Below are 274 nucleotides of genomic sequence, written 5' to 3' on the forward strand. Positions count from 1 at the left end.
TGCTGCTGCTGCCCGCCGCCGCCGACGCCTGCGCCCGGGAGCTGCGCGTCCGCGTCCGGGAGCTCACCGGCGCGACCGTCGGCGTGGTCGTCACCGACACCGCCGGCCGCCCGTGGCGGGCGGGGCAGACCGACTTCGCGCTGGGCCGCGCCGGGCTCGCCGCCCTCGACGACCTCCGCGGGCAGACCGACACCTCGGGCCGGGCGCTGAGCGTGACCGCCCGGGCGGTCGTCGACGAGATCGCCGCCGCGGCCGACCTGGTGAAGGGCAAGAC

At 79.6% G+C, this 274-nt stretch carries 1 protein-coding gene; it reads left to right on the forward strand.

The window, feature by feature from the left end:
- Positions 1–274, forward strand: a 274-nt coding sequence (locus AC0I8G_RS25930; protein WP_471732509.1) for a coenzyme F420-0:L-glutamate ligase, incomplete at both ends; no start/stop codon positions are given.

The organism is Kineococcus sp. AC630 (genome assembly GCF_979255925.1).